General features: G+C 60.2%; 14 protein-coding genes and 1 pseudogene. 10 read left to right on the top strand and 5 right to left on the bottom strand.

What is annotated here, in order from left to right:
• The first annotated feature begins 9 nt into the window (after window positions 1–9).
• The 7 genes from F3H58_RS19775 to F3H58_RS19745 all read left to right on the top strand — a co-directional run bounded on the left by F3H58_RS19775 (window position 10) and on the right by F3H58_RS19745 (window position 8,050).
• Window positions 10–831 carry an ABC transporter ATP-binding protein gene (locus tag F3H58_RS19775; RefSeq protein WP_125146117.1) on the top strand — a complete coding sequence of 274 codons (822 nt, stop codon included), beginning with the start codon at window positions 10–12 and terminating at the stop codon, window positions 829–831.
• Window positions 818–1,594, top strand: coding sequence for an ABC transporter permease (locus F3H58_RS19770; protein WP_003523941.1), 777 nt, complete (start codon window positions 818–820; stop codon window positions 1,592–1,594). The genes F3H58_RS19775 and F3H58_RS19770 overlap by 14 nt, the downstream gene beginning before the upstream one ends.
• Window positions 1,595–1,713: 119 nt before the next feature.
• Window positions 1,714–2,151 (top strand): hypothetical protein, encoded by a 438-nt coding sequence (locus tag F3H58_RS19765; protein WP_149743417.1) that lies wholly within the window; start codon window positions 1,714–1,716, stop codon window positions 2,149–2,151.
• Between the two features lie 331 nt (window positions 2,152–2,482).
• On the top strand, window positions 2,483–4,426 hold the full coding sequence (locus F3H58_RS19760; RefSeq protein WP_149743416.1) for a methyl-accepting chemotaxis protein: 1,944 nt from the start codon (window positions 2,483–2,485) through the stop codon (window positions 4,424–4,426).
• Window positions 4,427–4,720: 294 nt separating this feature from the next.
• Window positions 4,721–5,311 carry an FMN reductase gene (gene msuE / locus F3H58_RS19755; RefSeq protein ID WP_149743415.1) on the top strand — a complete coding sequence of 197 codons (591 nt, stop codon included), beginning with the start codon at window positions 4,721–4,723 and terminating at the stop codon, window positions 5,309–5,311.
• 22 nt (window positions 5,312–5,333) lie between these two features.
• On the top strand, window positions 5,334–6,437 hold the full coding sequence (gene sfnG, locus F3H58_RS19750) for a dimethylsulfone monooxygenase SfnG (RefSeq protein WP_003523935.1): 1,104 nt from the start codon (window positions 5,334–5,336) through the stop codon (window positions 6,435–6,437).
• 185 nt (window positions 6,438–6,622) lie between these two features.
• Complete coding sequence (locus F3H58_RS19745; protein ID WP_149743414.1) at window positions 6,623–8,050, top strand: FAD/NAD(P)-binding protein; 1,428 nt, start codon at window positions 6,623–6,625, stop codon at window positions 8,048–8,050.
• A gap of 100 nt (window positions 8,051–8,150) precedes the next feature.
• On the opposite strand, the gene F3H58_RS19740 is transcribed toward F3H58_RS19745, so the two are convergent.
• From F3H58_RS19740 to F3H58_RS19725, 4 genes are all read right to left on the bottom strand, one after another.
• Window positions 8,151–13,337, bottom strand: coding sequence for a beta strand repeat-containing protein (locus tag F3H58_RS19740; RefSeq protein ID WP_149743413.1), 5,187 nt, complete (start codon window positions 13,335–13,337; stop codon window positions 8,151–8,153).
• Window positions 13,338–13,490: 153 nt separating this feature from the next.
• A complete protein-coding gene (gene glf / locus F3H58_RS19735; protein ID WP_149743412.1) occupies window positions 13,491–14,648 on the bottom strand; it encodes a UDP-galactopyranose mutase in 1,158 nt (385 codons plus the stop codon).
• Window positions 14,649–14,748: 100 nt separating this feature from the next.
• The gene (locus F3H58_RS19730; protein ID WP_149743411.1) at window positions 14,749–16,794 is read right to left on the bottom strand and encodes an O-linked N-acetylglucosamine transferase, SPINDLY family protein; all 2,046 of its coding nucleotides are present in this window, start codon (window positions 16,792–16,794) and stop codon (window positions 14,749–14,751) included.
• Window positions 16,795–17,187: 393 nt separating this feature from the next.
• Complete coding sequence (locus F3H58_RS19725; protein ID WP_149743410.1) at window positions 17,188–20,022, bottom strand: beta strand repeat-containing protein; 2,835 nt, start codon at window positions 20,020–20,022, stop codon at window positions 17,188–17,190.
• 625 nt (window positions 20,023–20,647) lie between these two features.
• Here F3H58_RS19725 and F3H58_RS19720 point away from each other — a divergent pair.
• Window positions 20,648–21,481, top strand: a pseudogene (locus F3H58_RS19720) (alpha/beta hydrolase); the annotation flags it as partial.
• Between the two features lie 122 nt (window positions 21,482–21,603).
• Here F3H58_RS19720 and F3H58_RS19715 read toward each other — a convergent pair.
• Window positions 21,604–22,503 (bottom strand): LysR family transcriptional regulator, encoded by a 900-nt coding sequence (locus F3H58_RS19715; protein ID WP_149743409.1) that lies wholly within the window; start codon window positions 22,501–22,503, stop codon window positions 21,604–21,606.
• A gap of 119 nt (window positions 22,504–22,622) precedes the next feature.
• On the opposite strand from F3H58_RS19715, the gene F3H58_RS19710 reads away from it, so the two are divergent.
• On the top strand, window positions 22,623–23,555 hold the full coding sequence (locus tag F3H58_RS19710; RefSeq protein ID WP_149743408.1) for a VOC family protein: 933 nt from the start codon (window positions 22,623–22,625) through the stop codon (window positions 23,553–23,555).
• A 143-nt stretch (window positions 23,556–23,698) separates the two neighbouring features.
• Entirely contained in the window at window positions 23,699–24,391 is a 693-nt protein-coding gene (locus tag F3H58_RS19705) for a hydrolase (protein ID WP_065657452.1), read from the top strand.
• Window positions 24,392–24,459: the final 68 nt, after the last annotated feature.

Raw genomic sequence — 24,459 nt, 5'->3', positions numbered from 1 at the left:
GAGGCCGCCATGTCTTCGCCAGCCAGAAAGCTAGAACCCGTGACGCAACTCGAACCCCAGCCGATGGTGGCAATCGACGACGTGACCATGGCGTTCGGTTCGTTTGTTGCGGTTCAAAACGTAAATCTCAAGGTCGGCGATGGCGAGTTTCTCTCCATCGTTGGGCCGACGGGATGCGGAAAATCCACCATCCTCAACGCCATCGCAGGCCTGTTGAAGCCAGCCCAGGGCAAGGTTTCCATCGACGGTTCGCTCGTTAAGGGCGTACAGAACAACATCGGATATCTGTTCCAGCAGGACGCGCTTCTTCCCTGGAAGACAGCGTTTCAGAATGTCGAGCTTGGCTTGATGTTCCGGGGCGTTCCCGAAAATGAGCGGCGCGCCAAGGTTCAGGCCTGGCTTGAAAAGGTCGGCCTCAAGGGCTTCGGAGACCGCTTTCCGCATCAGCTCTCCGGCGGACAGCGCAAACGCGTGCAGATGGCGCAGGCGCTCATCACCGAGCCGAAGGTCATCCTGATGGATGAACCCTTCTCCGCATTGGATATCCACACCCGCCACCTCATGCAGAACGAGTTACTGCGCCTGTGGCAGGAGGACCGCCGTGCGGTGGTCATGATCACCCATGATCTGGAAGAGGCGATTGCGCTCGGAGACCGGGTTGTCGTTCTCGCTGCAGGCCCGAAGAGCCGTGTCATCGAGAGCTTCCCTGTCGATCTCGAGCGGCCCCGCAACGTCGCGGAAATCAAACTCGATCCAAAATTCATGACGCTCTATCGCGATATTTGGGCGTCCCTGCGTGGCGAAGTGGAGAAAAGCTATGCAAGCCGTTAATGTTCGTATCATCCAGATCGCTCTTCTGGTCGTGCTTTTGGGCGGGTGGCAGCTCGGTGTGACCTCGGGCGCCATCGACCGCTTCTTCTTTCCGGCACCCTATGACATCGTCAAACAGGTGATTGACTGGGTTGCCGATGCCGGTTTTTACAAGCATGTCGGCATCACGCTGAGCGAAACGGTGCTGGGCTATCTCATCGGTACAGGTCTCGGTGTCGGCGCCGGCGTCTGGCTGGGTCTCAGCCCCTTCGTCGCGCGGGTGCTCGATCCGTTCATCAAGGCCGTGAATGCCATTCCGCGTGTCGTTCTGGCTCCGATCTTCGTGCTATGGCTCGGTCTTGGCCTGTGGTCCAAGGTTGCGCTTGCGGTTACGCTCGTCTTCTTCGTCACCTTCTTCAACGCCATGCAGGGCGTGCGTGAAGTGAACCCGGTCGTGCTTTCCAATACCCGCATTCTGGGCGCCAAGCGTTCGGATCTGCTGCGTCATGTCTATTTCCCGGCGGCGGCGAGCTGGATTCTGTCGTCGCTGCGCACCTCCGTCGGATTTGCAGTGGTCGGCGCAATCATCGGTGAATATCTGGGAGCTTCCGCTGGTCTCGGCTACCTGATCGCCCGCTCGGAAGGCAACTTCGATGCGGTCGGCGTCTTCGCAGGCATCATCATTCTGGCGGTCTTCGTTCTTGTTATTGACCTCATTCTGGATTTTGCGGAGAAGAGGTTGATTACCTGGCGACCCAATGCAGGCGAGGAGCGTCCCGCGTAAGCGGACTGCAACAAGATCATTTCTGTGGGGGCGGTCCGTGATCGCCCCTTTTTAAATAGCTGAGCCTTGCAAGCGAAATGGGGACGTCCAAATCCTTCCATCCGCTGGACAAATTGGACATGCTGGACATCTACTACGCTGATTTCGACACCACCGTCATACCCTCGGACCCGAGCTGCCTCGAACTCGCCGGCTCCATCGATCTTGAGGCGCACCGTTCGCTTGCAGCCCTGTTCGACAAGGCCCGGCAGGCCGGCGTCGATGGAAGGCGGCGTGGATATCCTGTCGCCTCTTTTGCTTGTGTTGCTGGTGCTTCTTGCCTGGCCGGCGCTGTCATGGGTCTTTTACGGGCTGATGGTCCTGCGAGCCTATGCGGCAGTACCGCCTCCGCTGGTTTCGGATGGAATATTGCTGGAGGCCGACAAGGTTCCCTTACCGAAGAGCTTGAACGGCTGCGGCGCGGCTGCATCTTCGTTTTATCGGGCCGAACTAAAGTCCCGGCCCATCGCAGCCACGATAGCCTGATTGCCCGACCGGGCACCGCCGTTGTCGCGTAGATTACGGGTTTCCGGATAACGGCACCGGCTGCTGCCGGGCTTGAAAACGATGCTCGAACCGGTCTGCAGCGTGGCGAATTGTCAGCACTTGCCTATCCCGGGTAACACTTCATTTAGTGATTTTGTGAAATCTAAAATACGCAGGTTCCAAGGTTTCATCGGCGGAGCCGGTAGAACAAGCGGACCCATGACGACCCGCCCGGCGGCGGCTCGAAAAAGGCATCCGCTTGTCGCCCTATGAGGAGGGGCAACAGCTACCCGCGATGTTTCATTATATATTCCCCGGCCTCCTGAGAGGGCGGCTGGAGGAGTGCTTGCCTTGAGGCCATTCATGTCTTTCCTGAACAATACCAAGATAAAAACGAAGGTCGTTTTTGTCATCTCGTTGATGAGCCTGATGTCGCTTTCCGGAATAAGCTACGTCAGCCTGCAATATAAAGGCACCGACAGCGTCTATAGCGATTTCATCGGCCATGAGGCCCTTGCTGCGGTTCTGAACGCCAGAACCAGCGGGAACCTCAATGCACTTGGCATGCAGATGCTTCGCGCCAGCCTTAACGACCCGGCCAGCGCTGATTTCGAAGCTGCCGTCAAAACCTTCCGAGCCGACCGTAAGCAGCTCGAGGAACGCCAGAACAAGATCATGGAACTGGTGCCGGCGCGCACGGATGCCGCCCGCGATATCCTCAAGGGTGTCGTCGAAGTCGAGGAGATCGGCAATCAGGTCATCGCCCTCATGCAGGCAGGGCAACGCGCCGAAGCGCAGCAGATGGCGCTCAACGTGCTTCGGAAAATTGCCGAAGTCTCGCCAAAGATCAGCGCCGGCAATGAGCAGCTCATCCAGGTGATGAATGAGGGAAGAGAACGCCTTACAGCCAGCACCAATACGACGATCTGGACGGGCCTGATTACGCTCGCGCTCGTTTCGCTGGCTGTGATCGCACTTGGCCTGCTCATTTCCTCCCGGGGCATCACCACCCCGATTGCGCGGCTTCGCGCGCGTATGGAATCGCTCGCGGCCGGTGATACGGCAAGCGAAATTTCCGGAATGGATCGCAGGGATGAAGTGGGCCAGATGGCCGCTGCGGTTCAGGCGTTTCGCGAAAGCGCAATCGAACGCCTCCGGCTTGAGAATGAAACGGAGGCCAACCGGTCGACTTCGGAAAAGGACCGGATCGAGCGCGAGAAACAGAAGGCCAGGGAAGCTGCCGACGTGCAGTTTGCCGTCGACAATCTTGCCACGGCCCTTTCGAAGATCGCCCAGGGCGACGTTACTTACCGGATCGTTCAGCCGTTCGTTTCCGGTCTTGACGGTATCCGCGGCGATTTCAACCGGGCTGCGGAACAGTTGCAGTCGACCTTGAGCCAGGTGGCGCAGAACGCGCGCGGCATCGACGCCGGCGCCAATGAGATAAGGTCTGCGGCGGACGATCTGGCGAGACGCACGGAGCAGCAGGCTGCCGCCGTTGAGGAGACTGCGGCTGCGCTGGAGGAGATCACCACGACGGTGAAGGACGCCACGAAGCGGGCGCAGGAAGCGGGTCACCTCGTCGGCCGTGCAAAAGTCGGCGCTGAAAAATCCGGAGAGGTGGTGCAGCAGGCCGTCGCTGCAATGGAGCAGATCGCGACATCCGCCAATGAGATTTCCAACATCATCGGCGTGATCGACGAGATCGCGTTCCAGACCAACCTTCTGGCGCTGAATGCGGGCGTTGAAGCTGCCCGTGCGGGTGAGGCGGGCAAGGGCTTTGCCGTTGTCGCGCAGGAGGTTCGCGAACTGGCGCAACGCTCCGCCGGTGCGGCCAAGGAGATCAAGAACCTGATCACGACATCCAACGGTCAGGTTCAGCAGGGCGTGCAGCTGGTTGGTGAAACCGGCAAGGCGCTGGAACTGATCGTGACGGAGGTGCAGGAAATCAACCGGCACGTCGCCGCCATCGCGGAATCGGCACAGGAGCAATCCTCCGGTCTTCAGCAGATCAATACGGCCGTGAACCAGATGGATCAGGACACCCAGAAGAACGCCGCCATGGTGGAGGAAAGCACCGCCGCAAGCCACGGGCTTGCACGCGAGGCGTCTTCGCTGAACGGGCTGATCGCGCAGTTCAAACTGTCCGAAGGCGGTTATGGTGAGGCCTCTGCGCCCGTACGCACGGCATCGGTCGCCGACAGGCCTGCAGCGTCTCCCGCGCGTGCGCTTGGCGGCAGGATAAGGGCGGCGTTTTCAGGCAATGCCGCGTTGAATACCGCCCCCGACAACTGGGAGGAGTTTTGATCCTTGCCCTGCCTTTACGGCGCGCTAGGTTGAGGCGCTGAAAGCATCGCTCTAGATATTGACACCGGGGATCGGAGATCCCCGGTGTCCTGCTTTTGGGCGATATCCGCCCGTTGAGGGTATGAGCGGCTTTCCGCTCCGGCGCTTGCAGCGACCGCGTTGCCCTGCGTGAAACAGTCGCGCTTCGGCCCATATACGCGAAAGCATTTCTCAAAATATGCGGCTTTTGGAACGAGCGTCTTTGATAGCCTATTAAAAACATAGAAAATACACACAAAAGAAGGGCGAACGGATATGAAGATCCTTGGCATTTCCGGTAGTGTGAAGCGGCCTTCCCGCACGGCGCATGTCGTTGAACGAATTGTTGCCGCGATCGGGCGGACGGCGAAGGTTGAAACCGACCTCATCGATCTCGCCGATGCCGCCCCGGTTCTATTTCGGGCATTGCGCGCAGATGAGCTCGACGAGGCCGGGCGTGCGATTGTCGATGCCGTGGAGGCTGCCGATGTACTCGTCGTCGGTTCGCCGGTCTATCGCGCGTCCTATACGGGCGCGCTCAAGCATTTATTCGATCTCGTCGATTTTCGTGCCCTGCAGGGTCGACGCGTGATCCTTGCCGCGACCGGCGGCTCGCCGCTGCATGGCCTGATGCTGGAACACCAGTTCCGTCCGCTGTTCGGCTTCTTCGGCGCTGTTACCGTGCCGACCACGGTTTATGCCGTCGAGGCGGATTTTACCGGACACACGCTTTCAAACCCGGCTGTCGAAGCGCGCATTGAGCGCGCCGTCGCCGATCTGTTCGAGCTTTTACCCGCCAAAGCGCTTGGCGGCGGCGATCACCATCCGACCCTTTCCGTCGTTTCACGCGAAGCGGCTGCCGACTGAGATTGTAAGAGAGGAATTTATCATGACCGCACGCACCGCCGAGCCCGTTAAATTCGCCTATTGGGTGCCGAATGTTTCCGGTGGCCTCGTCATCTCCAACATTGAACAACGCACCAGCTGGACCATCGACTATAACCGCAAGCTCGCGCAGATCGCGGAAGCGAGCGGTTTTGACTATGCGCTGAGCCAGATTCGGTTCACGGCCGGTTACGGCGCCGAGTTCCAGCATGAATCCGTGTCTTTCAGCCATTCCCTGCTGGAGTCGACAAAGACGCTGAAGGTCATCGCCGCCATTCTGCCGGGGCCGTGGAACCCGGCGCTCGCTGCAAAACAGATCGCCACGATTAACCACCTCACCAATGGCCGCGTTGCGGTCAATATTGTCAGCGGCTGGTTTCGCGGCGAGTTCCATGCAATCGGCGAACCGTGGCTCGACCACGACGAGCGCTATCGCCGCTCGGAGGAGTTCATCCGTGCATTGCGCGGCATCTGGACGGAAGACAGCTTCACCTTCCGCGGCGATTTCTATCGATTCAACAATTATTCCCTGAAGCCGAAACCGGTTGATCCGCAGCCTGAAATCTTTCAGGGCGGTTCTTCGCGCGCAGCCCGCGATATGGCGGCCCGCGTTTCCGACTGGTATTTCACCAACGGTAACACCCCGGAAGAAATCGCAAGGCAGGTCGATGACATCCGTGCCAAGGCGGCTGAGAACAATCATTCGGTGAAGGTCGGCGTAAATGCCTTCGCCATCGTGCGTGAGACGGAGGAAGAGGCAAAGGCCGTGCTTGCCGAAATCATCGAGAAGGCCAATCCGGAAGCGGTCAATGCTTTTGGCCATGAGGTGAAGAATGCCGGTAAGGCCTCCCCGGAAGGAGAGGGCAACTGGGCGAAATCCAGCTTCGAGGATCTCGTTCAGTACAATGACGGTTTCCGCTCTAACCTCATCGGCACCCCCCAACAGGTGGCGGAGCGCATCGTGCGCCTGAAGCGCGCCGGCGCCGACCTCATCCTGCTCGGTTTCCTGCATTTCCAGGAGGAGGTCGAGTATTTCGGCAAGCACGTCATTCCGCTGGTGCGCGCACTCGAAGAGGCCGAGGAGAGCGCGGCGATTGCAGCCGAATAACGCAGGCAGAAAAGGTGGAGCGGCGGCCTTCGCCGCTGATCCGCCGAAAGTGCCGTACCCGAACCGGACGGGACGCATGCGTTCGAACTTGCGCGGCCTGACACGTATCGCTGTGAATTTTTCATCCCGGCTGCTAAAATTGGACGTTATTCGGTCCGTGAGCCGCCGAGATCGCGTGAGTTGAAATGTCAGTGAGCCGGAAGAATGCCATTGTCGCCATCATAGGCGGTGGATTTAGTGGGGCAGCGATTGCCCTTCATCTCCATCGAGCCGCTGGGGCGTTCGAAAATGTGCGGATCGTGGTGTTCGAACCGAGAGCGGCATTGGGCGCGGGGCTTGCCTATTCCACGCCGGAGCCGGCCAACCGGATCAACGTACCGGCCGGGCGCATGACGCTTTATCCTGATGATCCGGATAATTTCCTCCATTATCTCGACAGGTCGAACGCGCTTGCGGGCGATGCAGCAGCAGTTTTGCCCGATGGGCAGGCCTATCCGCAACGCAGGGTCTTCGGCGCCTATGTCGCGGCCGAGATCGCGCCTTTGCTGGATGCGGGCGTTGTTGAGCACAGGCGCAGCACGGTGGAACATGTGGCCCGCCATGCGGATGGTTGGGAGCTGCAAACCGCAGACGGCGACAGCCACTTCGCGGACATCGTGGTGGTTGCGACAAGCCATCCGCCGCCGGCGCTTCCGCAGGTGTTGAAACCGCTTGCCGGCCATCCGAAACTGGTGGCGGATTTGAATGCGGACGCTGCGCTGGAAAATATCGCCGCGGGTGACCGCATTCTGATCGTCGGCAATGGCTTGACCGCGGCTGATGCCTTTGCCGCGCTCCACCGGCGCGGCCATCATGCGCGGGTCGTTTCGCTGTCGCGCCGCGGTTTGCGGTCGCGTGGCCATCCGGCCTTGCCGCAGGAACCCTACGGCGATTTTGTCGATCCGCCGTCCAAAAGCGCGTCGGAACTATTGCGGCGGATTCGAGAGGCTGTGCGAGTGTCGCAAGCGGGCGGTGCGAGCTGGCATGGCGTTCTGGACGCCGTTCGCCTGCAGGGACGCGACATATGGCGGAACCTTCCGCTGATCGAAAAGCGCAGGGTGGTGCGGTGGCTGCGGCCCTTCTGGGACGCGCACCGGTTCAGGATCGCGCCGCAGGTGGAGAAACTTCTGGATGAGGCCATAATTTCGGGCCAGCTACAGATCGTCCCCGGGTCGCTTGTGTCCGCAAAGGCTGGCGAAGACGGTTCGTTGCATGTCGATCTGCGGTTTCGCGGCAAAAGGGACATCGCGCGGCTCGATGTCGATGCTATCGTCGTGACGACCGGTCCCGCCCATGGTGGAATTCTGAAATCGCAGGCTTTTCTTTCCGGTCTGGAGCAGGCGGGTCTTCTGACCTTTTGCCCGACGGGGCTGGGCATCCACTGCGACGAGCGATCCCGCGCCATCGACAGCCGCGGCCAGGCCATTGAAACGCTGCTGATCGGCGGTCCGCTGGCGCGCGGAACCTTCGGTGAGCTGATGGGCCTGCCCCAGGTTACCGAGCACGCGATCTTCGTTGCCGGAGAGATCGCACGGAACCTTGCGCCAGCGACGAGCAGCCCGGCCCCGGTCTGATCGCAACCTGACGCGGGGTTGGTGAGCCGGCGAAATGGCGGCTGCCATCAGGCAATGGCAGCTATCCCGGCCTGGTTATTTTCCTGTTCGCAGGCTAAAATCAGACGTCCAGATAAGACAAAATGGTTGCAGCGACGTCAGACGTCTCCTGCGTTTCACTCGAAGCCGCCACTGAGGTGCTGGTCGCGCTGTCCTCGGTCGAAGTCGTCTCGTTGGTGGTTGAGATCAGGGAGGCGATATCCTGGACAGAGCTGTTGGTGGTCTTGGCGCTGTTCAAGGCCGTAACCTGCGCCGATGTCATGGCGGCGATCTGGCCTGGTGTGAAGGCTGCCGCCTGGGATGCCGTCAGGGCAGCGAGTGTACCGGTGCCCAATCCGGAGATCGCGCTCGAACTCAGGCTGATGATCTGCTCGGTGGAAAATGCCGTCAGGTCGTCGCCGACAAGCGCGGCTGCCTGCAGCGCGTTGAGGACGCTGACCTGTGACAGTGACAGCGCTCCGATTTGCGCAGACCCCATTGCCGCGACCTGACCGTAGCTCAGCGCAGCCACCTGGCCCGTCGTCAAAGCGGCGATCTCCTGAGAAGACAGGGAGGCCACGACGGTGGCGGACAGTCCCTTTATCGCCGTCGAACTGATGGCGGCAAGTTCGCCGGTCGAGAATGTATCCAGATCATCCGCCGTCAATCCCGCAAGTCCGGCCGAACTCAATGCGGCGATCTGGCTGGTGGAGAGTGCTTCGATCTGGTCCTTGCCGAGGGCATTGATCTGATCGCCGGTCAATCCGGCGACGCCAGCCGTGCTCAGGGCTGCAACCTCGGCGGTGGAAAGAGCGGCGATAAAGTCCGTGGACAGTCCCTTTATCGCGCTTGAGCCGATAGCCGCGAGTTCCTCCGTCGAGAAGGTTTCCAGCATCTCCGCAGACAGGCCCTTGAGCGCATCCGAATTCAGCGATGCTATCTGCCGGGTGGATAATGTCTGGACCTGTTCAATGCTCAACGCGCCGGTCTGTGCGCTGCCAAGGCCCGCAATCGCCTTGGCGTCCAGAGCCGCTATCTGGCTGGCGGAAAGGGAGGCGATGTCGGCCGTATTCAGGGCCGCAACCTGTTTGGAGGTGAGGGCGCCGATCTGGGCATTGGTCAGCGCGCTTACCTGACCGGTGCCGAGAGCCGCGATCTGATCCGTGGTCAGGCCCGGTATTGCCGCCGCGCCGAGTGCGGCGATCTGAGCGGTCGTCAACGAGGCGATCGTGGCTGTCGACAGGCCCGAGACTGCATTCGAACTGATGGCGGCCAGCTCGGCGGCAGTGAATGTATCGAGATCGCCAGCGCTGAGAGCCGCGATCTGTTTCGAACTGAGAGTGCCGATCTGACCACTGGTCAGGGCCTCGACCTGAACGGTGTCGAGCGCCGTGATCTGATCGGTGGTCAGGCCCGCCGTGCCCGCAGTGCTGAGGGCGGCTATCTGGGCTGCCGAGAGCGAGGCGATGCTGGCCACGCTCAGAGCCGCAACCTGCCTGGAGGTGAGGGCGGCGATCTGGGCGCTGGTGAGGGCATCCACCTGACCGGTGCCGAGGGCCGCGATCTGGGCGGTGGTCAGGCCGGGTACTGCCGCCGCGCCGAGGGCTGCGATCTGCGCCGTCGTCAGCGAAGCGATTGCCGCTGTCGACAGGCCCGAGATCGCACTTGAGCTGATGACAGCCAGTTCGGCGGCGGTGAATGTATCAAGGCCACCGGCGCTGAGGGCCGCAATCTGTTTTGCGCTGAGGACGCTGATCTGAGCACTGGTGAGGGCCTCGACCTGAGCGGTGTTGAGAGCGGCGATCTGATCGGTGGTCAGGCCCGCTATGCCCATCGTGCTGAGAGCGGCTATCTGGGTTGCCGAAAGCGAGGCGATGCTGGCCACGCTGAGGGCGGCAACCTGCCTGGAGGTGAGGGCGCCGACCTGGATACTGATCAGGGCGTCGACTTGATCGCTCGTCAGGACGGCGACCTGTCCGGTGTTCAGTCCCCCAACGCCAGCAGCACTCAAGGCTGCGACCTGGGCCGTGGTCAGCGACGCTATGGTCTCCGTTGACAAGCCCGGGATGGCATTTGAACTGATCGCGGCAATGTCCTTGGTCGAGAACGTTGCCATGTCGTCCGTACCCAAGACCGCAATCTGTTTCGAGCTGAGAGCACCGACCTGGGTCTCGGTCAAAGCCTCGACCTGCGCGGTGTCGAGTGCTGCGATCTGGTCAGTGGTCAGGCCCGTTATGCCCGCCGTGCTGAGGGCGGCTATCTGGGCTGCTGACAGCGAGGCGATGTCAGCCACGCTCAAGGCCGCAACCTGTTTGGAGGTGAGTGCCGCGATTTGGGTACTGGTCAGGGCGTCCACCTGATCGCCAGTAAGCGCTGCGACCTGTCCGGTGCTCAACCCGCCAATGCCAGCCGTACTCAGCGCTGCGATCTGCGCTGTCGTCAGCGACGCTATGGTTTGGGTGGACAGGCCCGGGATTGCATTCGAACTGAGGGCGGCAATGTCCTTGGTCGAGAACGTCGCCATATCCTCCGCGCTCAGGGCCGCTACCTGCGTCGAGCTCAGAGCGCTTACCTGAGCGCTGGTCAAGGCCTCGACCTGCGCGGTGCTGAGGGCGGCGATCTGCGCGGTGTTCAACGCACCGATGCTTTGCACGCTCAGGGCGGCAATCTGGGCTGTCGTCAGGGAGGCGATGGTCTCTGCCGACAATCCGGAGATCGCACTGGAACTGATCGCGGCGATATCCTTGGTCGAGAATGTCGCAATGTTATCCGCGCTCAAGGCGGCGATCTGTTTCGGGCTGAGAGCGCCGACCTGGGCGGTGGTCAAGGCCTCGACCTGGGCGATACTCAAGGCGCCGATCTGCGCGGTGCTCAACGCACCGATGCTTTGTACATTCAGGGCGGCAATCTGGACTGTCGTCAGGGAAGCAAGGGTTTCTGCCGTCAGTCCTGCGATTGCGCTGGACGTGATCGCGGCGATGTCCTTGGTCGTGAATTTCGCCAGATCGTCCGTGCCCAGCTGCGAAATCTGTGTGGAGCCGAGATTGACGATCTGCGCGCTCGTCAAGGCTTCGGCCTGGCTGGTGGTGAGGGTCGCCAGCTGTTGCGCGCTTAGTCCCGTAATGCCCGCAGCGCTCAGGGAGGCGATCTGGGCCGTTGAAAGAGCGGCGATGTCGTCTGTGCCGAGGGTGGCAATTTGTGCCGCGCTCAATCGCGCCATCTGCTTGGTCGACAGCCTGGAAACCTGATCGGTGCTGAGGGCGGCGATCTGGCTGGTCGAAAGTCCGAGGATGCCGGAGGTGCTCATTGCCGCAAGCTGGGCCACGGAGAGCGATGCTATATTGTCCGTGCTCAATGCCGCAATCTGCCCCGAGCCGAAAGCCGCGATCTGGGCCGTGGTCAGGGCCGCGAACTGATCGATGCTGAGGGCCGCAACCTGATCGCTGGTCAGACCCTTGATGCCCGATGTGCTCAACACGGCCGTTTGGCTGGTGGACAGGGCGGCCACATCGTTGCCCAGGGCGGCGACCTGAACCGAACTCAACGCCTTGATCTGCGCGGTGGATAGAAGGCTGACCTGATTGCCGCTCAGGGCTTCGATCTGATCGGAGGTGAGGCCGGTAATGGCGCTGGTGGTGAGGGCGCCGATCTGAGCCGTGGTGAAGGCCGCGATAACATCGGTGTTCAAGCCCGACATGGCTTTATTCGTGATCGCTGCGATATCGGCGGTCGAGAATGTCGCCAGATCCTCGACGCTCAGGGCTGCAAGCTGCGCTGAACTCAGGGACTTCACCTGCGTCGGAGACAGCGCCTCGACCTGCTCGGTGCTTAGAACTTCGATCTGATCGGCCGTCAGGCCGGCAATGGCGCTGGTGGTCAGGGCGGCGATCTGGGCGGTGGATAGCACCGCGATTGCGTCCGCGCTCAGGCCGGACATGGCTTTGCCGGTGATTGCCGCGATATCGGCGATCGAGAATGTTGCTATATCCTCCGCGCTCAGGGCCGCAAGCTGGATCGAGCTCAGCAATTTCACCTGAGCCGAGGACAGGGCCTCGACCTGCTGGGTGCTGAAGGCTTCGATCTGGTCGGCTATCAGGTTTGCGACCACGCCGGTGCTGAGGGCGGCAATCTGAGCGGTTGACAGGGCCTCGATCTGAGCCGCGCTCAAGGCCTGGAACTGCGCTACGCCGAGGGCGTTCATCTGGGCCGTTGTCAGTGCGGCGATCTGCTCTCTGGTCAGCGTGCTGATCGTCTCCGTGCCCAGACGGGGCATGGCTTTGCCGGTGATCTCCGCTATATCGGCGGTTGAGAATGTCGCGATGTCCTCCGCGCTGAGAGCCACGAATTGTGCCGCGCTCAGCGACCTCACCTGTTGCGGCGACAGGGCTTCGACCTGGCTGGTGCTTAAGGCGGCAATGTGCGTCGTCTTGAGTGCGGCAATCTGGGCCGTCGTCAGTGCGGCGATCTGGGCGGTGCTCAGGGTTTCTATCTGGTCGATCGTCAGACCGGCAATCGTGCTTGCGCTGAGGGCGGCGATCCGATCCGGGGTAAACGCTGCGATTGCCTCGGTGCTGAGGCCCGGCATGGCCTTGACGGTAATCGCCGCGATGTCGGCAGTCGAGAATGTCGCTATATCGTCTGTGCCGAGGGCAGCGAGTTGCATCGAGCTCAGCACTTTGACCTGCGCCGGCGACAGGGCTTCGGCCTGATCCGGGCTCAGGACCGCGATCTGGTCGGTCGTCAGGCTTGCAACGGCGCTCGTGCTCAGGGCCGCGATCTGATCCGGGGTCAGCCCTGCGATCACCTCGGTGCTCAAGCCCGGCATGGCTTTGCTTGTGATTGCGGCGATGTCGGCGGTTGAGAATGTTGCTATATCTTCCGCGCTCAGGGCGGCAATTTGCGTCGCATTGAGGGCGCGCACCTGAGATGAGGTCAAAGCCTCCGCCTGTTCCGTCGTCAGGGCATGGAGCTGGGTGGTGGTGAGCGCAGAAATCTGGCTCGAATTCAGGCTTTTGATGGCGTATTGATCGAGAATGTTGAGCTGATCCAGCGTCAGGCCAACGATGGCGCCCTGCGAAATGGCGCTCAACTGTTGTGAGTTGAGGACTTTGACATCCTCCACATCCAGTGCCGCGATCTGATCCGAGGAGAGCGCCTTGATCTGCGTTGTGGAAAGCGACGCGACGTCCTCAGTTGTCCAGGCAGCGACCGCCTCTGTCGAGAGATATCTGATCTGATTGACGTTCAGGGAAGAAATGATCGACGTCATGTCTGAAAATCCTAAAGTCCAGGCCCAACAGGTGGATTTTCCGCCCGAGCCCCCGGAGGGGCATCGGTCACTGAGATCCACCATTTTTCAGATGTTGAGTACGCAATCGGGCTTGCCTGAACCTGAAGTTGCTACGCTTCAGCCGCCGTCACCTCAAAGGGGTGAATGCAGAAATGCCGGCATGGGAGCGCCCTCCGATCGCCGGGCGAGATAGAGGCGGGCGGTGTCGAGCGCCTCGCGAATGGTCGCATCCATGTCGAGATAACGATAGGTCCCGAGCCGCCCGACAAAGGTTACCGACGCTTCCCGTTCGGCGCGCGCCACATATTCGGCGAGCTGTTCTTTGTCCTCGACCAGCCGGATGGGATAATAGGGAATGTCCTGCGGGCCGCATTCATGGGAGAACTCCCTGTAGCAGACGGAGCCGGCATGGTCTTCCCACGGAGAAAAGTGCTTGTGTTCGGTGATGCGGGTAAAGGGCACCGAGACGTCGCCATAATTCATCACCGCGCAGCCCTGATAGTCGCCGTCATAGGTGAAGCGCTCGAAATTGAGCGTCCGGTACGCCAGACGGCCGAATTCGAAGTCGAAATAGCCGTCGAGCGGACCGGAATAGAAGACGTGTGCGGAGGCCGGCGCTTCGGCGCGCTGGAAATGTGTGCCAAGTTTGACGCTGATATTCGGATGATCGAGGATGCGTTCGATCATGTCCGTATAGCCGGTTTCCGGCATGCCCTGATATTTGTGGAAGAAGTAGTTGTCGTCATAGTTGAAGCGCACGGGCAGGCGTTTCAGGATCGAGGCCGGCAGTTCCGTCGGCGAGCAACCCCATTGTTTCTCGGTGTATCCCTTGAAGAAGGCCTCATAGAGATCGCGGCCGACGAAGCGCAACGCCTGCTCCTCGAAGGTCTGTGGATCGGTAATCGACTTGTCGGCCTTTTCCTCGATGAAGGCTCTGGCTTCATCGGGCCGGAAATTCTTACCGAAGAACTGGTTGATCGTGTGCAGGTTGACCGGCAGCGAATAGACGCGCTCGCCGCTCGTCGTTTTGACCCGGTTCTTGTAAGGCATGAATGTCTGAAAGCCGTTCACATAGTCCCAGACTTCCTTGTCGTCGGTATGGAAAATATGCGGACCGTAAACATGCACCATAACGCCGGTCTCACCGTCGCGTTCGGTGTGGCAATTGCCGGCAATGTGATCGCGGGCATCGACGATATCGACCCTGTGGCCCGCCAGTGCAAGCTCGCGGCCAATGACCGCGCCGGAAAGCCCGGCACCCACAATGACAATTCTTTCGTCCGCGATCATTGCTAAGTCAGTCCTGTTCATCCATCGCCTTGCGGGCGGTCAAGATTTGCCGGGAGTCGCCGCACGGCGCTTGTCCTCGCCGGTGTCGTTCGATCCCCGCTCAATTGTCCGGTTTCTGCCAGAGGCGGCGGTCATAGGGGATCGGCGCATAATCGTGCCATTGCCTCAGCTTCTTCAGGTAGCGCTCGCGATAACTCTGTTCGTCCTCGAACTCGATGTTTTCCTGCAGCGCTTCTGCACCTGCTTCGTAATAAATATCGAGATTGCTGAGGTCGGGCACCGGGGTCTCGCCACGCTCGCATTCACCCTGCATTTGCCAGAAGAGTTCTTCGAGACGCCGCGCCAGGGCGGGAATATCGCGCAGCACGCTGGTGTCGCGCTGCCGGGCGATCGATTCCCTGACCTCCAGAAGGCTTTTGCGGTCGCGTTCGAAACCGATGGCGCGGGCGACATAATCTTCCGGTGAGGAGCAGATCATCTCCGACACGCCTGCTGCGGTGACGATGCTGCCGCAGAAGCGTGCGGCAAAGGTCTTGCCCGACATGGTGAGAACCGGCAGGCCTGAGGTTATCGCATCCGACGCCGTGGAATGCGCGCCATAGGGGAACGTGTCGAGGAACAGATCGGCAAGGCCGATGCGCGCAATATGCTGCGGGTTCTGGGCCTTCGGTGCGAAGATGAGCCTGTCGGACGCGACGCCGCTCTTTTCCGCAAGGTCTCGCAGGCGTTGATTGACGTCGTCATCACCCGCCAGCAGCCACAACAGGCTGCCGGGCGTCTCCGACAGAATAGTCATCCAGCGTGCGAAGCAGTTTTCCGTGATCTTCTGCATGCCGTTGAAGCTGGCATAAACGAATGCATCCTCCGGCAGTCCGACCTCTGCCCGGGTCGGCCGGGGGGCGATGGACCGCTTCCGGTCGAGGGGCTGGTCGCAGGCGATGCGGAGCACCTTCTCGGAATAATAGATCTCGTTCTCCGGCGGGATCATGTAACCATCTGAGATCAGATATTGATGGAACGGACTTCCCATTGATCCGGGATAACCGCAGAAGCTGACGATGACAGGCGCGGGACGATAGGCGAAGATTTTCGTACGGGCATCCTTGGTGTAGCCATTCACGTCGATCAATATATCGATCTCGTCGGCAATGATCTGAGATGCCGCAGTGGCGTCATCCATGCCGTGAATATCACGCCAGCAGTGAACCGCGGCCTTGATGCGTGCCTGCGTGCTGTCAGTGCCGCGGACATTGCCGCAATAATAGGCGAAGACCTCGATGCTGTCCTTGTCATGCAGTTCCAGAACTTCGCAGAGGGCGAAGCCGACGGCATGATCGCGAAGATCCGACGAAAGATAGCCGACGCGCAGACGCTGGCCGGTGCCGGATTTCTGCTTCGGTGACCTGCGCGGGAACCGGCTGAGGTCCGGACGTGCACCGACCAGCATCTTGCTGAGGCGATATGCCTTGGCGAGCTGGAACATCGGGTCGTCGGCGTAACAGCTCAGCGTCAGCGACGACATCGCATCGAGCATCTTGCGCACGGGAATATGGCTCGAAGGGGCAAGTATGGGCCATTTGCACTGGCGCTGCCGCAACGATGCCCAGTGCTGGCCGGCCTCCGGCAGTTCCGGCCGCAGTTCGAACGCCTGCAGCAAGGCGGTCTCGGCCTCTTCGAGCTTTCCGGCGCCTTCGAGAACCCGGCCCATATTCTGCAGGGTCATATGCCGATGGCCGATTGTCTCGGCGTCGACGCTTTTCGTCGCTTCGGCATAATGCGACCATTGCTCTACCGCATGGCCGATCAGCCCGGCATCTTCAAGCGCGCGGCCGAGATTGATGTGGCCGGGCGCGAAATCCGGGTTGGCCTTCAGGCAGGCGCGAAACGCCTGTACAGCGCCGGCCCGATCGCCCAGCTGGTTGAGCATGACGGCATAGTTGAAATAGGCGAGATGGATCGTCGGGTTGTTGTCGTTGAATGCGACCCAGGTCTTGTAAAGTTCCGCCGCCGCCGCCTGTTGCCCGGCGGCATTGAGCGCCTCTGATATGCTCAGCAGATCCATGAGGCTCAGCCGCTGGTTCCGCGCAAGATCGAGTGCGCTCGGAGCGGTGTCGTCATTTGATGGGGAGACTTGGTTGGCGGTCATGACATCCTGCGGCAAGGCGACAAAGGGTCGAAGATAAGAACAGCCTGTTGATGGGCCGTCCTTAGCTATCGCAGGTAACTTGCCTGTGGCTGGATGTATTGAGAACCGGGTTGCTTGCGCTGATCAGCCGCGGGCTTTGAGGAGCGAAATGTCCTTCCAGTCGAACGGTCGCCTGGGAGGCAACGGATCAGTCAGGCCAAGGGACCAATTGCTGATATTTTCTCCCGGCGAGAATGCCTCAGCCTATTGTTCTATCGCGCGACGAAAGCATTGTTTCGATAAACGATGCAGACGAATTTTTCAGAAATCTTTCGAAGTATTCTGCGACGAAAAGCCCAAATGTGCCACGACGCGGCTTCGGGCCGCGTCGTGGATTGTCTCGTTTCTTAAATTTTATACACCCTTGTAAGCCTTGATGACCGCTTCAACCTGTGCGTCGTTCATGACTTTCAGCTGCTGGGCCGAAAGAGCTCCAGCCTGGGCGGTGCTGAGGCCGCCGATAGCCGCGGTGGAAAGACCGGCGACGGCATTGGCGCTGATAGCCTTGATCTCGTCTGTCGAGAACAGCGCCAGCTCGGTGCTGTTGAGCGTAGCGACCTGAGCAGAATTCAGACCAGACACCTGTTCGGAGGTCAGTGCCGCGATCTGATCGGTCGAGAGGGCTGCGAACTGCGTCGAGGACAGTGCTGCGGCCTGAGCCTTGCTGAGTGCGGCGATATTGCCGGTGCTGAGCTTGGTGGCGTCGAGACCGCCGAGAGCCTTGGCGGTGATCGACTTGACTTCGTCCGCCGTGAAGGTGGCAAGGTTCGCGGAGTTGAAGGCGTTGAGCTGCGTCGAAGACAGGCCCGCAATCTGGGTCTTGGTCAGTGCTGCGGCGTTGTCGGTGGTAAGCGACGTAATAGCCGCAGTCGTCAGACCGGAGACGGCAGTGGCGGCGATGGCCTTGATCTCATCGGTGGAGAAGAGGGCCAGTTCGTCGCTGCTGAGCGTCGCGACCTGAGCGGAGCTGAGACCGGACACTTGATCGGAGGTCAGCGCCTTGATCTGGTCGGTCGACATGGCGGCAAACTGTGCCGTGGAGAGGGCCGAAACCTGTGCCTTGCTGAGTGCGGCGATATTGCCGGTGCTGAGCTTGGAGACATCAAGGCCAGCGAGCGCCTTGGTAGTGATTGCCTTGACTTCGTCTGCCGCGAAGGTGGCGAGGCTACCCGAGGTCAGCGCGTTGAGCTGCGTGGACGAGAGGCCCGCAATCTGGGTCTTCGTCAGTGCCCCTGCATTATCGGTGCTGAGAGCGGCCAGGGCAGCGGTAGAAAGACCGGCAACGGCGTTGGCGGCGATAGCCTTGATCTCATCGGTGGAGAAGAGGGCCAGTTCGTCGCTGCTCAGTGTGCCGACCTGAGCGGAGCTGAGGCCAGAGACCTGATCGGAGGTGAGAGCCTTGATCTGGTCGGTCGAGAGCGCCGCGAACTGCGTCGAGGAAAGCGACGTTACCTGAGCCTTGGTCAGTGCGGCGATGTTGCCGGTGCTGAGCTTGGTCACATCGAGACCGGAGAGCGCCTTGGTGGTGATCGCCTTGATCTCGTCTGCCGTAAAGGTGGCGAGGTTTGCGGAGGTCAGTGCGTTGAGCTGCGTGGACGAAAGGCCGGCAATCTGGGTCTTCGTCAGGGCAGATGCATTGTCGGTCGTAAGGGCAGCGAGGGCTGCGGACGAAAGGCCGGCAACGGCGTTGGCGCCGATGGCCTTGATCTCATCGGTAGAGAAGAGAGCCAGTTCGTCGCTGCTGAGCGTCGCGACCTGAGCGGAGCTGAGGCCGGAAACCTGATCGGAGGTCAGCGCCTTGATCTGATCAGTCGACATGGCGGTAAACTGTGCCGTTGAGAGGGCCGAAACCTGTGCCTTGCTGAGTGCGGCGATATTGCCCGTGCTGAGCTTGGAGACATCAAGGCCAGCGAGCGCCTTGGTTGTGATTGCCTTGACTTCGTCTGCCGTGAAGGTGGCGAGGCTAGCCGAGGTCAGGGCGTTGAGCTGCGTGGACGAGAGGCCCGCAATCTGGGTCTTCGTCAGGGCCGTGGCATTGTCGGTCGTAAGGGCAGCCAGAGCCGCCGTGGAAAGGCCAGCGACCGCATTGGCGCTCAAGGCACCGATCTCTGCCGTGGAGAAGAGGGTCAGCGCGGCGATGTTGCCGGTGCTGAGCTTGGTCACATCGAGACCGGAGAGCGCCTTGGTGGTGATCGCCTTGATCTCGTCTGCCGTAAAGGTGGCGAGGTTTGCGGAGGTCAGTGCGTTGAGCTGCGTGGACGAAAGGCCGGCAATCTGCGTCTTCGTCAGGGCAGATGCATTGTCGGTCGTAAGGGCAGCGAGGGCTGCGGACGAAAGGCCGGCAACGGCGTTGGCGGCGATCGCCTTGATCTCGTCTGTCGAAAAGAGAGCCAGTTCGTCGCTGCTGAGCGTCGCGACCTGAGCAGAGCTGAGGCCAGAGACCTGCTCGGAGGTCAGCGCCTTGATCTGATCAGTCGACATGGCCGCAAACTGCGCCGTGGAGAGCGCCGAAACCTGCGCCTTGCTGAGTGCGGCGATATTGCCGGTGCTGAGCTTGGTCACATCGAGACCAGCAAGGATCTTGGTGCTGATCGCCTTGACTTCGTCTGCCGAGAAGGTTGCAAGGCTGCCGGAGCTGAGCGCATTGAACTGCGTGGAAGACAAGGCGGCGATCTGCGTCTTTGTCAGCGCGGCTGCATTGTCGGTGCTCAGAGCGGCGATGGCTGCTGTGGAAAGACCAGCGATGGCAGTGGCGCTGATCGCCTTGATCTCGTCGGTGGAGAAGAGGGCCAGTTCGTCGCTGCTCAGTGTTGCAACCTGAGCGGAGCTGAGGCCTGCGACCTGAGACGAGTTGAGTGCCTTGATCTGGTCGGTCGAAAGGGCGTCAATCTGGCTGGCATAAAGGGCGGTAACCTGAGAAGACGACAGGCTGCTGACCTGAGCGGAGCTCAGTTTCGCCATCTGGGTGAGGGTCAGACCCTTGACTGCCGTCACGGAAATGGCGCGCAGGTCCTCAGAGCTGAAAAGAGCAAGGTTATCTGTGCTCAAAGACGCGATCTGAGATGACGAAAGAGCCTTGATTTTGGTGCTATCAAGAGCATTCACGTCTTCCGACGTCAGGCTGGCAATGGTGGACGTCGAAAGCTTGGAAATCTGCACAGCAGACAATGAGGAGAGGATCGAAGTCATGAACGTGTCCTTTACCGAATGGCGGATGGTCACGCCTATCTGCTGCCAGACACTGCCCGTTATGACAGCGGTCCGACATCCGCAAATAAAGCGAAATTGTGGAGAACATGGCTCATGTGAACCTGCGCTGGAAACGCATCATGCAATTCGAGCCGGAGAAGGGGGCCCGGATTTTCCACGCTAGCTTGTGCGAATGCCGCTCAATAATTTCTGCCGCTTAAGATTTTCGCGACGTGCGTGTCATATCAGGCCAACATTTAAAGCCTAGTTAATATTTGGAGGCGGCGCATTTTATTCTTGATGTTTGCGTATCTTAGAGTCTTATAGAGTATAAAATTACAAAGCTAACTATCGATTCGATCAGCTTCCACTGCGGGCAATCAGACGTGGCTGCTCTCGGATAAGTAGTGTCCGTTTGGAGGGGCGAGAGCGCAAGGGTTTGACCGTTATTTTCGTCTAAAACTGTCCTGCGATTCTTGCCGGGCGCTGACCCACCTATGTAACGGCTGCCAGAATCGGACAATGCTTTGCTTTGTCGCCTTTATTTCGGGTGCCGTGTAGTTGGTTTTTTAAAGCGGAAGCTGTTATCTCCGGTTTCCGGGCCACGGCAATGCTTCGGACGGGCGGGCAGGGGCCTTTGGCCGCTCTTGTCATCAGCGGTCCCTTTGGTGCGGTGAAGGAACAGTCGTCCGGCCTTTATGCACAGACCATGGCGGAGCGCGGATTTGCCGCGCTGGCGTTCGATTCGTCCTATACCGGAGAAAGCGGCGGTGAGCCCCGGAACGTCGCGTCACCGGATATCAACACCGAGGACTTCAGTGCCGCGGTCGACTATATCGGGCTGCAATCCTACGTGGATCGCGAGCGCATCGGCGTCATCGGCATTTGCGGCTGGGGCGGCATGGCGCTGAATGCCGTGGCGGTGGACAAGCGCGTGAAGGCAGTCGTGGCCAGTACCATGTATGACATGACGCGGGTGATGTCCAAAGGTTACAACGACAGCGTTACCCTCGAACAGCGCACGCAGGCGCTGGAGCAAATGAGCCGGCAGCGCTGGCAGGATGCGGAAAAGGGAAGCCCCGCCTATCAACCGCCTTATAACGATCTCAACGGTGGCGAAGCGCAGTTCCTGGTTGACTATCACGACTATTACCGGACGCCGCGCGGTTACCATGCGCGTGCCGTCAACTCCGGCAATGCCTGGACGCAGACGACACCCCTGTCGTTCATGAATATGCCGATCCTGACCTATATTGCCGAAATATCGCCGCGCCCGGTGATGTTCATCCATGGGGAAAAAGCGCATTCCCGCTATTTCAGCGAGACCGCTTTCGCGGCGGCTGCCGAACCGAAAGAACTCGTGATCATTCCGGACGCCAACCATACGGACCTGTATGACCGCGCCGACAAGATCCCGTTCGACCGGATCGCCGCCTTCTTCAACCAGCATCTGGCGTAGAAGCCGACTATAAAAATGTCACGGCAGCCTTGGGCCATCGCCAGCTCTTGCTGCCGCTACATTTACGTTACGCAGCATGCCGGCGCGCTCGTGCGAGTCGGCGTCGTTGCGGTTTGTAGGCTCTAGTCCAGCATTACCATATGCGCCGGTAGCTGCTCTTCGAAGAATTTCGAGAAGGTCGCAATGCGGGGCGGCAGTTTCTGATAGGGCGGATAATAGAGCGTCAACCAGAGTTCCTGCGGCGCCCAGCCGGGCAGGACATGAACGAGCCGGCCGCTGCGGATGTGTTCGGCGATATGGAATCCCGGCAACATGGTCACACCTGCACCCCCCGCCGCCATATCGGCCAGAACCTCGCCATTATTGGCGCTGAAGGCGCGTCCCGCCGCAATTGTGAAGGTGGAACCGCCATCCGACAGGACCCAGTTCTCCCTCCGGCTTTCGCCGCTATAGGCAAGGCAATCGTCAGGGGTCAGTTCGCCCGGATGTTCCATCTGCGTAAACCGGCTGCCCGGGGCCGCCACCAATATTCTCGGCACGGCCCTGATTTTGCGCCAGATTGTGAATTTGTCCGATGGGGCCGACGAAATGCGGATCGCCAGATCGTAGTCATCATCCACGATATTAATCAGGCCGTCCGAGAGCGAAATCTCGAAGCACATTTTCGGATAGAGCTCCCGGAAGCCGGACAGGATCGGCGGCAGCACGGTTTTGCCGAGCCATGTCGGCGCGCTGATCCTCAGGCGCCCCTCATCCGCCTTATGGGCGTTGCGGACATCGCGCCGGGCATTCTCCAGCGCCTCGACCGCGGGCTGGATCTGTGCGGCGAAGATCGCCCCGTCCGTCGTCAAGGAAACCTGCCGGGTGGTGCGGACGAATAATTGCACACCGAGATCGTCTTCAAGCGCGGCAATCGCGCGGGTGACGGCGGCTGCCGTCATGCCCAGTTCGCGGGCGACCTGCGCGAAGTTGCGCTTTTCGGCCGCCATCAGAAAGGTTTTGAGAGCTTTATGATCGTTCATCGCCATTATTTCAAAAATCGCAATTCATTCGAGAAAAATATTGCAATTCCGCGATGCAATCAAGCGGGTTACATCTTTGTCCATCGAAACGGACACACCAAAGATGAAAGGCGCCGACGATGATCAAGGATATCAAGGGCCTGCACCACGTTACCTCCATGGCGTCGGATGCGCGGCAGAACAACAGCTTCTTCACTGATACGCTCGGCCTGCGCCGGGTGAAGAAAACCGTCAACTTCGACGAACCCAGCGTCTATCACCTTTATTACGGCGACGAAAAGGGAACGCCCGGCACGGTCATGACCTATTTTCCCTTCGCCAACATGATGGCCGGCCGTCCCGGCGTCGGCGAGGTGGGCGAGACGCAGTTTTCCATTCCGAAGGGTTCGCTGGGTTTCTGGAAAGAGCGTCTCCTTGCCAAAGGCGCCGCCGGCATTAAGGCCGACACGGTCTTCGGCGCCAATCGCCTGCGCTTCACCGGTCCCGATGGCGATGGCCTTGCTCTGATCGAAACAGGCGACGACGCCCGTGCCGCCTGGCTGGCCGAGGGAATTTCCGAAGACAACGCCATACGCGGTTTCACCGGCGCACGGTTTAATTTGCATGACACTGCCGCAACCGAAGAACTGCTGCGTTTCATGGGTTATGAGCGGACTGACGTTGAAGGCAATGTGACGCGTTTCGTCATTCCCGGCGGCAACGGGGCAGATACGATCGATCTTGCGGCCCTGCCCAAGACACCCTTTGCCCGGTCGGGAGCAGGCTCGGTCCACCATATCGCCTTCGCAGTCGAAAACCGCGAAAAGCAGCTGGAAGTGCGCAAGGCGCTGATGGATACGGGTTATCAGGTCACCCCCGTCATTGACCGCGATTATTTCTGGGCGATCTATTTCCGCACGCCGGGCGGCATCCTGTTCGAGATTGCGACCAATGAACCCGGTTTCGACCGCGACGAGGATACCGCGCATCTGGGCGAAGCGCTCAAGCTGCCGAACCGCTACGAGCCTTTCCGCAATCAGATCGAGGCGAATCTCGCTCCGCTTGCGGCATAAAGCGGGTCCCTGATCCGCATCCACTGACCAAGACAGATCCTCGCTTTTCAAGACGGCTGCCCCTGCCGGGCGGCCGGCCGGCGAAGCCTTCTCAATTTCCACCGCCGCAGATCGGCAACCACCACCTGAACGGAGAACTGAAAATGTCCAAGCTCGAAGTCCTTACCCCCGCCAACAGCCAGCTCATCTTCATCGACCAGCAGCCGCAGATGGCTTTCGGTGTGCAGTCGATCGACCGGCAGACCCTGAAGAACAATGTCGTCGGCCTCGCCAAGGCGGCAAAGATCTTCAATATCCCGACGACCATCACCACGGTCGAAACGGAAAGCTTCTCCGGCAACACCTTTCCAGAACTGCTTGCGGTCTTCCCGGAAAACGACATTCTCGAGCGCACCTCTATGAATTCCTGGGATGACCAGAATGTCCGCGATGCGCTGGCAAAAAACGCCGCCGGTGGCCGCAAGAAGATCGTCGTCTCCGGCCTGTGGACGGAAGTGTGCAACACCACCTTTGCGCTCTCCGCGCTCCACGATGTCGCAGATTACGAGATCTACATGGTGGCGGACGCCTCCGGCGGCACCTCCGTAGATGCGCACAAATATGCCATGGACCGCATGGTGCAGGCCGGCATCATTCCCGTCACCTGGCAGCAGGTGCTGCTGGAATGGCAGCGCGACTGGGCACGCAAGGAAACCTATGACGCCGTCACCTCGCTGGTGAAGGAACATTCCGGCGCCTACGGCATGGGCATCGACTATGCCGTCACCCATGTCCATGGCGGTGAAGAACGCGTCAAGCACGGCAAGCGCATCGGCCCCAACCCGGCCAAGAAATAAGCTTTCAACCACGCCGCGCCGGCAGGATCGTCATCCAGCCCGGTGCGGCTTTCACCCATCAGGAGGTT

Source organism: Rhizobium sp. NFACC06-2 (assembly GCF_900101425.1).
GTDB lineage: Bacteria > Pseudomonadota > Alphaproteobacteria > Rhizobiales > Rhizobiaceae > Agrobacterium > Agrobacterium leguminum.
This window is presented reverse-complemented; position numbering and strand designations above follow the sequence as displayed.

What these genes read in the sequence shown, in the direction of transcription:
- F3H58_RS19775 (WP_125146117.1), top strand. Translation starts at nt 10, where the DNA reads ATGTCTTCGCCAGCCAGAAAGCTAGAACCCGTGACGCAACTCGAACCC.
- F3H58_RS19770 (WP_003523941.1), top strand. Translation starts at nt 818, where the DNA reads ATGCAAGCCGTTAATGTTCGTATCATCCAGATCGCTCTTCTGGTCGTG.
- F3H58_RS19765 (WP_149743417.1), top strand. Translation starts at nt 1,714, where the DNA reads ATGCTGGACATCTACTACGCTGATTTCGACACCACCGTCATACCCTCG.
- F3H58_RS19760 (WP_149743416.1), top strand. Translation starts at nt 2,483, where the DNA reads ATGTCTTTCCTGAACAATACCAAGATAAAAACGAAGGTCGTTTTTGTC.
- msuE (WP_149743415.1), top strand. Translation starts at nt 4,721, where the DNA reads ATGAAGATCCTTGGCATTTCCGGTAGTGTGAAGCGGCCTTCCCGCACG.
- sfnG (WP_003523935.1), top strand. Translation starts at nt 5,334, where the DNA reads ATGACCGCACGCACCGCCGAGCCCGTTAAATTCGCCTATTGGGTGCCG.
- F3H58_RS19745 (WP_149743414.1), top strand. Translation starts at nt 6,623, where the DNA reads ATGTCAGTGAGCCGGAAGAATGCCATTGTCGCCATCATAGGCGGTGGA.
- F3H58_RS19740 (WP_149743413.1), bottom strand. Translation starts at nt 13,337, where the DNA reads ATGACGTCGATCATTTCTTCCCTGAACGTCAATCAGATCAGATATCTC.
- glf (WP_149743412.1), bottom strand. Translation starts at nt 14,648, where the DNA reads ATGATCGCGGACGAAAGAATTGTCATTGTGGGTGCCGGGCTTTCCGGC.
- F3H58_RS19730 (WP_149743411.1), bottom strand. Translation starts at nt 16,794, where the DNA reads ATGACCGCCAACCAAGTCTCCCCATCAAATGACGACACCGCTCCGAGC.
- F3H58_RS19725 (WP_149743410.1), bottom strand. Translation starts at nt 20,022, where the DNA reads ATGACTTCGATCCTCTCCTCATTGTCTGCTGTGCAGATTTCCAAGCTT.
- F3H58_RS19715 (WP_149743409.1), bottom strand. Translation starts at nt 22,503, where the DNA reads ATGAACGATCATAAAGCTCTCAAAACCTTTCTGATGGCGGCCGAAAAG.
- F3H58_RS19710 (WP_149743408.1), top strand. Translation starts at nt 22,623, where the DNA reads ATGATCAAGGATATCAAGGGCCTGCACCACGTTACCTCCATGGCGTCG.
- F3H58_RS19705 (WP_065657452.1), top strand. Translation starts at nt 23,699, where the DNA reads ATGTCCAAGCTCGAAGTCCTTACCCCCGCCAACAGCCAGCTCATCTTC.